Annotated in this window: 8 protein-coding genes; 2 read left to right on the top strand and 6 right to left on the bottom strand. The window is 67.2% G+C overall.

Going from position 1 to position 7,757, the window contains the following annotated elements; all coding sequences use genetic code 11:
- Together ACO41U_RS09320 and hemB are read left to right on the top strand one after the other, a co-directional pair.
- Positions 1 to 582: uroporphyrinogen-III synthase (locus ACO41U_RS09320; RefSeq protein ID WP_485943409.1), on the top strand; the 582-nt coding region annotated here is incomplete at its 5' end.
- Between the two features lie 24 nt (positions 583 to 606).
- Complete coding sequence (gene hemB / locus ACO41U_RS09315) at positions 607 to 1,581, top strand: porphobilinogen synthase (protein WP_485943407.1); 975 nt, start codon at positions 607 to 609, stop codon at positions 1,579 to 1,581.
- A 1-nt stretch (position 1,582) separates the two neighbouring features.
- Here hemB and ACO41U_RS09310 read toward each other — a convergent pair whose 3' ends face one another.
- The 6 genes from ACO41U_RS09310 to ACO41U_RS09285 all read right to left on the bottom strand — a co-directional run.
- On the bottom strand, positions 1,583 to 2,968 hold the full coding sequence (locus ACO41U_RS09310; protein WP_485943405.1) for a cobyrinic acid a,c-diamide synthase CobB: 1,386 nt from the start codon (positions 2,966 to 2,968) through the stop codon (positions 1,583 to 1,585).
- Positions 2,965 to 3,909 carry a D-alanine--D-alanine ligase family protein gene (locus ACO41U_RS09305; RefSeq protein WP_485943403.1) on the bottom strand — a complete coding sequence of 315 codons (945 nt, stop codon included), beginning with the start codon at positions 3,907 to 3,909 and terminating at the stop codon, positions 2,965 to 2,967. The genes ACO41U_RS09310 and ACO41U_RS09305 overlap by 4 nt, the downstream gene beginning before the upstream one ends.
- Before the next feature lie 75 nt (positions 3,910 to 3,984).
- Positions 3,985 to 4,896 carry a DMT family transporter gene (locus tag ACO41U_RS09300; protein ID WP_485943401.1) on the bottom strand — a complete coding sequence of 304 codons (912 nt, stop codon included), beginning with the start codon at positions 4,894 to 4,896 and terminating at the stop codon, positions 3,985 to 3,987.
- 26 nt (positions 4,897 to 4,922) lie between these two features.
- Entirely contained in the window at positions 4,923 to 5,402 is a 480-nt protein-coding gene (locus ACO41U_RS09295) for a pyridoxamine 5'-phosphate oxidase family protein (protein WP_485943399.1), read from the bottom strand.
- A 255-nt stretch (positions 5,403 to 5,657) separates the two neighbouring features.
- Entirely contained in the window at positions 5,658 to 6,704 is a 1,047-nt protein-coding gene (locus ACO41U_RS09290; protein ID WP_485943397.1) for a 2-hydroxyacid dehydrogenase, read from the bottom strand.
- Positions 6,705 to 6,731: 27 nt separating this feature from the next.
- Positions 6,732 to 7,757, bottom strand: a 1,026-nt coding sequence (locus tag ACO41U_RS09285; protein ID WP_485943395.1) for an FGGY-family carbohydrate kinase, incomplete at its 5' end; no start/stop codon positions are given.

The following is a 7,757-nucleotide window of genomic DNA, read 5'->3' as shown; positions in this document are numbered from 1 at the left end:
TGGGCCGTCTTCACCAGCGCGGCGGGGATCGAGGCCCTGACGATGCGCCTGGCCCGCGAGGGGCGGGACGTTCGGGAGCTGGGAGGCGCGCGCCTCGCGGCCATCGGGCCGGCGACGACGGAGGCCCTGAGGGCCTGTGGCCTGAGGGTTGACCTGATGCCGGACATCTACGACGGCGAGCACCTGGCCGTCGCCCTGGCGGGGCGCGTGAAGGCGGGGGAGAAGGTCCTGCTGCTGCGGGCGGAGGAGCACGGACCGGAGCTGACGGAGGGGCTTCGGGCCGCCGGTGTCTCCCTTCGGGAGGTGCCGCTGTATCGCACCTGCCGCCTTCGCCCGGAGCTGCCGGAGGACCTGGACATGGCGTTCTTCACCAGCGCCTCGACCGTCCGGGCCTTCGCCGCCTGCGCTCCGGCGGGCTGGAGGGGCTGGACCGAGGTCGCGGCGCTCTGCATCGGGCGCCAGACGACGCGCGCTGCGCGGGAGGCCGGCTTTGCGCGGGTCTTCACGGCGGGTTCCGCGACGCTTGAGGCGCTTCTCGCCGCGGCCGTGGCCGCGCGGGGTCAAATCGCAGCCGCCCGGTGAGGGCGGCGCAGGGGAGGGATCATCGTGATCGTTCGTCCAAGGCGGCTGCGCCAAACGGCAGCCATTCGCGATATGGTGAGGGAGACGAGGCTTGCGGCCTCGATGTTGGTGTACCCGATCTTCGTCCGGGAGGGCAGGGGCGTCGTGGAGGAGCTGTCGGCCATGCCGGGCCAGATGCGCTGGAGCCCGGACACGCTGCCCCGCATCCTGGAGCGGGCCGCAGGGGCCGGCATCGGCGGCGTGCTGCTCTTCGGCATCCCGGACCACAAGGACGAGACGGGGAGCCAGGCCTGGGCGGAGGACGGCGTCGTCCAGCGGGCGATGCGCACGGCAAAGCGGGAGTTCCCCGACCTGACGATCATCGGGGACGTGTGCCTCTGCGAGTACACGTCCCACGGCCACTGCGGGGTGCTGAAGGGAAAGACGGTCGACAACGACCCGACGGTCGAGCTCCTGGCCCGAACGGCCGTGTCTCAGGCCCAGGCCGGCGCGGACATCGTGGCGCCCTCCGACATGATGGACGGGCGCGTGGGCGCCATCCGATCGGCACTGGACGACGCAGGCCTGACGGAGACGGCGATCCTCTCCTACGCGGTGAAGTACGCCTCCGCGTTCTACGGGCCGTTCCGCGAGGCGGCGCAGTCCGCCCCCTCCTTCGGGGACCGGCGGGGCTACCAGATGGACCCCTGCAACGTGCGCGAGGGGATACGGGAGGCGCTGCTGGACGTCGAGGAGGGCGCCGACATGATCCTGGTCAAGCCGGGCCTGCCCTACCTGGACGTGCTGCGCGCGGTGAAGGAGCGGGTGAGCGTGCCCGTGGGGAGCTATTCCGTCAGCGGTGAGTACTCCATGATCAAGGCGGCGGCGGCCAACGGCTGGCTGGACGAGCGGCGCGTCGTGTGCGAGTCGGCCGTCTGTCTGGCGCGGGCCGGCGCGGACATCGTCGTCACCTACTTCGCCCTGTCCCTGGCGGACTGGATTCGAGAGGGGTTGGCCTAGGTCACCGTCCGCCCGACGACGCGCCGCGGAAGGCACGGCAGCGGGCGAGGAACGAATCCGCCGCGTCCGGCAGGCCTGCCAGGTTGAGGTGGAGGTAGGAGGCCAGGACGTTCCCGCGGGCGTACCCACCGCTGTGGGCCGCGCCCGTGCGCTTCCTCTCAATGCGGAAGGCCCAGGGGAAGTCCTCCGCCTCCGGCGTCATGGCGGAGAAGTGGAACTCGTGCCCTCGCAGGAGCGTCCCCGCCGGGCCGAGGACGGTGTCGCGGAGGGCGCGGGCCTCCACGTAGCCCACGGCCTCGAGGCGGTGCTGCATCCGACAGGACGCGGGCAGGACGCCCGCCATCTCGAAGGCGGCGCCCTCCATGTCGGTGATGGAGCGGCACAGGTACATCATCCCGCCGCACTCCGCCAGGATGGGGACGCCGCGCTCCGCGGCGCGGGCCACGCTCCGCCGCATGGCGGCGTTGGCCGCGAGCTCCCCCGCAAACCGCTCCGGAAACCCTCCGCCCAGGATCACGCCGTCCGCTTCCGGCAGCGCCTCGTCCTGCATGGGGCTGAAGGGGATCAGCTCCGCCCCCCGATCCTCCAGGGCCGACAGGCTGTCCGGGTAGTAGAAGGAGAAGGCCAGGTCCTGCGCCACGGCGATCCGCACGTCCTTTGCGGCGCGGGACCTCGTCCCCTCCGGCGGCAGGGAAAGGGGCGGTGCGGACCGTGCGATGGCGAGGAGCGCGTCGACGTCCACGCCGCGCTCCACCGCTTCGCGGATGCGGTCCAGGTGTGCGGCGTCGTGCGTTTCCGCCTCCGGCACGAGGCCCAGATGGCGCTCCGGCAGGGCGAGGGCCTCGTCGCGCATCACGGCCCCCAGCAGAGGGATGCCGACGCGCTCCAGCGCCTCCGCGATCGTGTCTCGGTGCGAGGCCGACCCCAGGCGGTTCAGGATGACGCCGCGGAGGTCTATCGACCTGTCATACTCCCGAAACCCCAACGCCACGGCCGCGGCGCTCTGGCCCATGGAGCGCGCGTCAACGACCAGCACGACGGGCAGGCCCAGGAGCTTCGCGATCTCCGCGCTGCTGCTGACGCCGCCGCGACCGCCGTCGTAGAGGCCCATCACGCCCTCTGCCACGGCCACGTCCGCCCCACGGGAGGTGCGGGCGAAGAGGCCCTTCATGACCGCGGGAGGCGTCAGCCACGTGTCGAGGCTCAGGACCTCGCAGTGCCCTGCTGCGCGGTGGAACCCCGGGTCGATGTAGTCCGGCCCGACCTTGTACCCCACGGCGCGCAGGCCCCGCCGGTACAGCGCCGCCAGGAGGCCGCAGACGATCGTCGTCTTGCCGGAGCCGCTCGCTGCTGCGGCCACCAGGAGACGGGGCTGGGCTGTCGTCATGCCTGACCCCAGCGCTTCAGCGCGGAGCGGACGAGGTGCGAAACGAACTCCGAGAACTCCAGCCCGGCGGCCCGTGCCGCCTTGGGCACGAGGCTCGTCGCCGTCATGCCGGGGGCGGTGTTGACCTCCAGGATCCAGGGGGTGCCGTCCTCCGACAGGCGGAAGTCCGCCCGGCTGTAGTCGCGACAGCCCAAGGCGCGGTGGGCCGCCACGGCCGAGCCGGCGACGCGCTCCGCGACGGCCGGCGCGAGGGGCGCCGGCACGAGGTACTCCGTGGCCCCGGCCGTGTACTTGTTCCGGTAGTCGTAGAACCCGGCGTGGGGGACGATCTCGATGACGGGGAGGGCTTCGGGCGATCCGTCCCGCTCCCACACGGCCGCGGTGAGCTCGCGCCCGCTGATGTACTCCTCGATGAGGACCGAGGGGCCGTACTCCTGTCGCGCCAGGGCCACGGCCGCCCTCAGGGTGCCCGCTGTGACGTGCTGCAGGATCGTGATCCCCACGGTGCTGCCGCCGGAACAGGGCTTGACGACGACGGCGTCCCCCAGCTCCGCCCGCACGGCCTCAAGGTTCGGTGCGCCCTTCGGCAGCAGGATGCCCTTCGGCACGGTCAGGCCCGCCGCGCGAAGGGCGGCGCACGACCGTCCCTTGTCCATGGCCAGGTCGCAGACGTTGGGGTCGGACCCCGTGTAGGGCACCCCCATCGCCTCAAGCTGCGCCTCAAGCCGCCCGTCCTCGCCCCAGCTGCCGTGCATGGCTACGAAGACCGCGTCGAACAACCCCCTGAGGGCGCGGCGCGTTTCTTCGATGGCCCGCAGGTCCACGGCCTCCGCCCGGTACCCCGCCTCGATCAACGCCGCAGTCACCGCGGACCCGCTCCTCAGCGACACCTCGCGCTCCGCGCCGTCCCCGCCGCAGAGCACCGCAATCCGTTCGTTCACGCGCTCTCCCCCTCCATTTTTCGTCCCCCAGGCTGTCTTGCGGTCCGGAGCCTATTATACCCTGACGCAGAGAACTTAACGCCGGATGCGGCTCGTCAGGGCGGCGGCGATCAGGATGCAGGCGATGCCCGCAGCGGACCTTGAGGTCAAGGTTTCCCCCAGGAGCAGGATGCCGATGGCGACGCCCGTCATGGGCTCAAAGTTGCTGAGGAGCGAGGCCTTCACCTCCCCGCACAGGAAGACGCCCTTTTGAAAGAGGGAGATGGCGAGGACGGTGGCGAAGAGGCCCAACATCCAGTAGGCCGCCCAGGCCTGCCACGGAGCAAAGAGGCGCAGGTCCTCCGTCAGCATGCCGAAGGCCCCGACCTCCGCCGCAGCGAAGACCGAGAGCCAGAAGGTGACCGCCGTTGCGGGGAGGGAGCCCAGGGAGCTGTGGCCCAGGAGGACGATGTAGAGCGCGAAGGTGAGGCCGGAGGCGACGGCGAGCGCCATCCCCAAGGCCTCGGATTCCACGCCCTCTGCAGGGCTGTAGAGGAGGAGCACGCCCGTGGCGCAGAGCGCGGCGCAGAGCAGCTTCGGCCCCGTGAGGGGCGAGCGGAAGAACAGCGCCATCAGCGCGATGACCATGATGGGGTAGGTGAAGTGGAGCGTGGTGGCCAGCCCCGAACCGATGTGGTTGTAGGACAGGTAGAGCAGGATGGGCGTCACGGCGTAGAAGATCGAGAGCTTCAGGACGTCGAGCATCTGGCGGCGCGCGATCCGCAGAGAGAAGCCCGGAATGAGGAGCGGTAGGAGGAGGGAGATCAGGGCCCCCGTTCCAAAGCGGCCGAAGACGGCCGTGCAGGCGTTGCCGCCGTGCTGATAGGCGAACTTCGTGATGAGCGGCATCGTGCCGAACAGCACAGCGGACAGGATGGTGCAGAGCGCGCCCAACCCCTCGCCGCCCCTCTGTGGTGCCGCGTTCCCTTCCGATGCGATTCGGTTCATGAGGGCTGTGTTCCCTTCCTGCCGGACTACTGCTTCCGGCCCTTGCCTGAGATGGACGCGACGTCCAGGCGCAGGACGCGCACCGCCTTGAAGGCGGCCTCGATGTACTTCAGCCCGCTCTCGATGAATTCCGGCGAGTACTTGCGAAGGATCGCTTCAAGGCCCTGACGTTTCTCCTCGTCGTCCTCCACGGTAGAGACCCGTCCGCAGACGATGGCGGACCGATAGAGCGTGCTGAACTTCTCCGGCAGAAGTTTTGTGCTGCTGACGACGGTGAAGCAGGCGTCCGGGCAGTGCCGGAGGTTCACGATCTTCTGCCCCTCCGCGTTGGCACAGTGCAGGTAGATGCGCCCGTCCTCCAGCGCGAAGTTGAGCGGCACGCCGTAGGGCGTCCCGTCCGGGCAGACGGTCGAGAGGACGCCGTACTCCCCCTGCTGCAGGACCTCGCGGGTCTCCTCCTCGCTCAACTGCCGATCCCTGCGCCGCATGTCCATCTTCTCCTCCATATCGCGAAGCCTCCTGTGCTGTGTGCCGTTTGTGAGGGCCCGTGGCCGTGACGCCGATGGGGCGTCGTCCGCACCGTGCCCCGCCCAGAATCATAGACGACGCTGTGGCTTTTGGCAATCGGCCCGCGGGCGGGGCATGGGCGCAGGAAAGGAGAAATTGAGTGAGTTGACGAATCACAGGAGCGATTTTTCAAAGATTGATTGAAGGGGCTGCTGGAAAGCAGCCCCTTCGTGCAGAACACGGTTTTAATCGAATTACTTCAGGTTGCGGACGTTCAGCATGGGTTTACCGGTCAGATAGCGTTCCAGGTCCTCCATGCCGATCTCGACACTGGTGCGCATGGTGTCGCAGGAAGTTCCCGCCAGGTGGGAAGTCAGGGTGATGTTGTCCAGCTCCAGGTAGGGGTGATCCCTCGGCAGCGGCTCCACCTCATAGACGTCGATCGCCGCGCCGCCGAGCCTATGGTTCTTCAGGGCGTCAGCCAGCGCCACCTCGTCCAGCAAACCGGCCCGTGCCGTGTTGATGAGATAGGCCGTCCTCTTCATCCTGGACATCCGATCCGCGTTCATGAACTTTTGGGTCTTGTCGGAGAGGCGCAGGTGCAGGGACACGAAATCCGACTCGGCCAGTAGCGTGTCCAGATCGACGACGTTGATGCCCTGAGCCTTCAACTTCTCGGGCTCCACGAAGGGGTCGTGGACGATCACCCTGCTCTCGAAGCCCGTGAGCCGCTTCGCCACGCGGCTGCCGATGTAGCCGTAGCCGATCAGGCCTACAGTGCAGTTTCGCATGTTGTGGATGTACGCCTGGTTGGCGTACTTCTTGCACCAGGTCCCCTCGAATAGCAGCTTGTGGCTGCGGGCGATGTTCTTGTTTTCGGCGATCATCATGCCCACGGTAAAATCCGCCACGGCGTCGGCGCTGCGCCACGGAGCATTGATCAGGGGGATGTTTCGCTTCGTCAACTCCGGGACGTCCGCGTTTTCGTACCCTCCCCGCAGGACGGCCGCTACCTTCAGGTTGGGGCAGGCCGCGATGATTTCCTTGTTGATGGACGCCACATGCACCACGAGGATGTCCTTGTCCTTACAGGCTTCCAGAAACTCAGGGCAGGTAGGAGCCGCGTCGACGCCGTTCTGTTCGATGAGGAGCATCCTGTCCGTGATGGGCCCCATGGCGTTCATCTCTCTGTCCTCGACGAAACTGACCTCGGCATCGTAACGCTCGAGTTCCTTCATCCGCTCCATCAACTCGCGCGTGATTCCGCCGTCGTAGACGCATAGGATCTTTACCTTTGTCACGTTATCGATCCTCCTTCGTTTTTCGCCCTATTGTTGCTGGCTCTTCCAGTCCCAGTACTGCTTCATAACTTCATTGATCTTGGTCCACTCAGCGTAGCGCCGGTCGTAGACGCGGTAGGTGGAAGGATCGGGCAACACCGGGTCTTTGACTTTGACGGCCTTCTTGAAGGCGTCATCGTAGTCCTTGTAGACGCCTGCCCCAATGCCCGCCGCGATGGCCGAGCCAAGGGCCCCCGTCTCGTCGCAGTCCACGCCGATGACGGGGACGCGCATGACGTTGGCAAAAATCTGGTTCCACACCCTGCTCTTCGCAATGCCTCCCGTCAGGCGAATCACCTCAAGGGGCAGGCCGGCATCCTTCAGGAAGTCGATGTGGTACTTGTGGATGAAGGCCACCCCCTCCACCACGGCATAGCAGATGTTCGCGTAGGAAGTGGACTGATTGATGTTGACGAGGTTTGCCTTCGCGTAGGGGTGGATGCTGGGCTGCGCGATGAAGGGGCTGAAGAACACCTTCACGTTTTCGATGTCCGCCGAGTCGATCAGAGAGTCCAGGACGCTGAAGAACGAGGAAATGCCGTCCCTCTCCGCCGTGAGCTGAGCCGTTCCCCCAAGGGTCTTGGTGAACCACTCGTAGTTGGAGCCCGAAGCCCCTGTGTAGGAGCAGTTCAGGTACTCGCCCTTGTAGAGGTAGGGCATGTTGGAGGACGCATTGGGGATGATCCGCTTGGAGTGAGTCTCGTTGATGCACCAGGAGCCGGCGATGGCAGTGTAGGTCGCGTCTCCCGTGGCGCCGGAACCTACGAGGCAGGCCAGGATGTCCATCATGCCGGCCACCACGGGCGTGCCTTCCGCCAGTCCGGTTGCCTCGGCGGCTTCCTTAGTCACTCGGCCGATGATCTCCGTTGGCTCGTTGGCCAGCTTGGGCAGGGCACCGTAGAGCTCAGGAATACCGTAGAGTTCCAGCAGCTTCCTGGAGTATTCCATGGTGGACATGTCCACCATGAAGGAGCCGCCGAAACAGTTCAGGTCCGTCGCGAAGACGCCCGTCAG

The organism is Fretibacterium sp., from assembly GCF_057312375.1.
This window is presented reverse-complemented; position numbering and strand designations above follow the sequence as displayed.

What these genes read in the sequence shown, in the direction of transcription:
- ACO41U_RS09310 (WP_485943405.1), bottom strand. Translation starts at nt 2,968, where the DNA reads ATGACGACAGCCCAGCCCCGTCTCCTGGTGGCCGCAGCAGCGAGCGGC.
- ACO41U_RS09300 (WP_485943401.1), bottom strand. Translation starts at nt 4,896, where the DNA reads ATGAACCGAATCGCATCGGAAGGGAACGCGGCACCACAGAGGGGCGGC.
- ACO41U_RS09295 (WP_485943399.1), bottom strand. Translation starts at nt 5,402, where the DNA reads ATGGAGGAGAAGATGGACATGCGGCGCAGGGATCGGCAGTTGAGCGAG.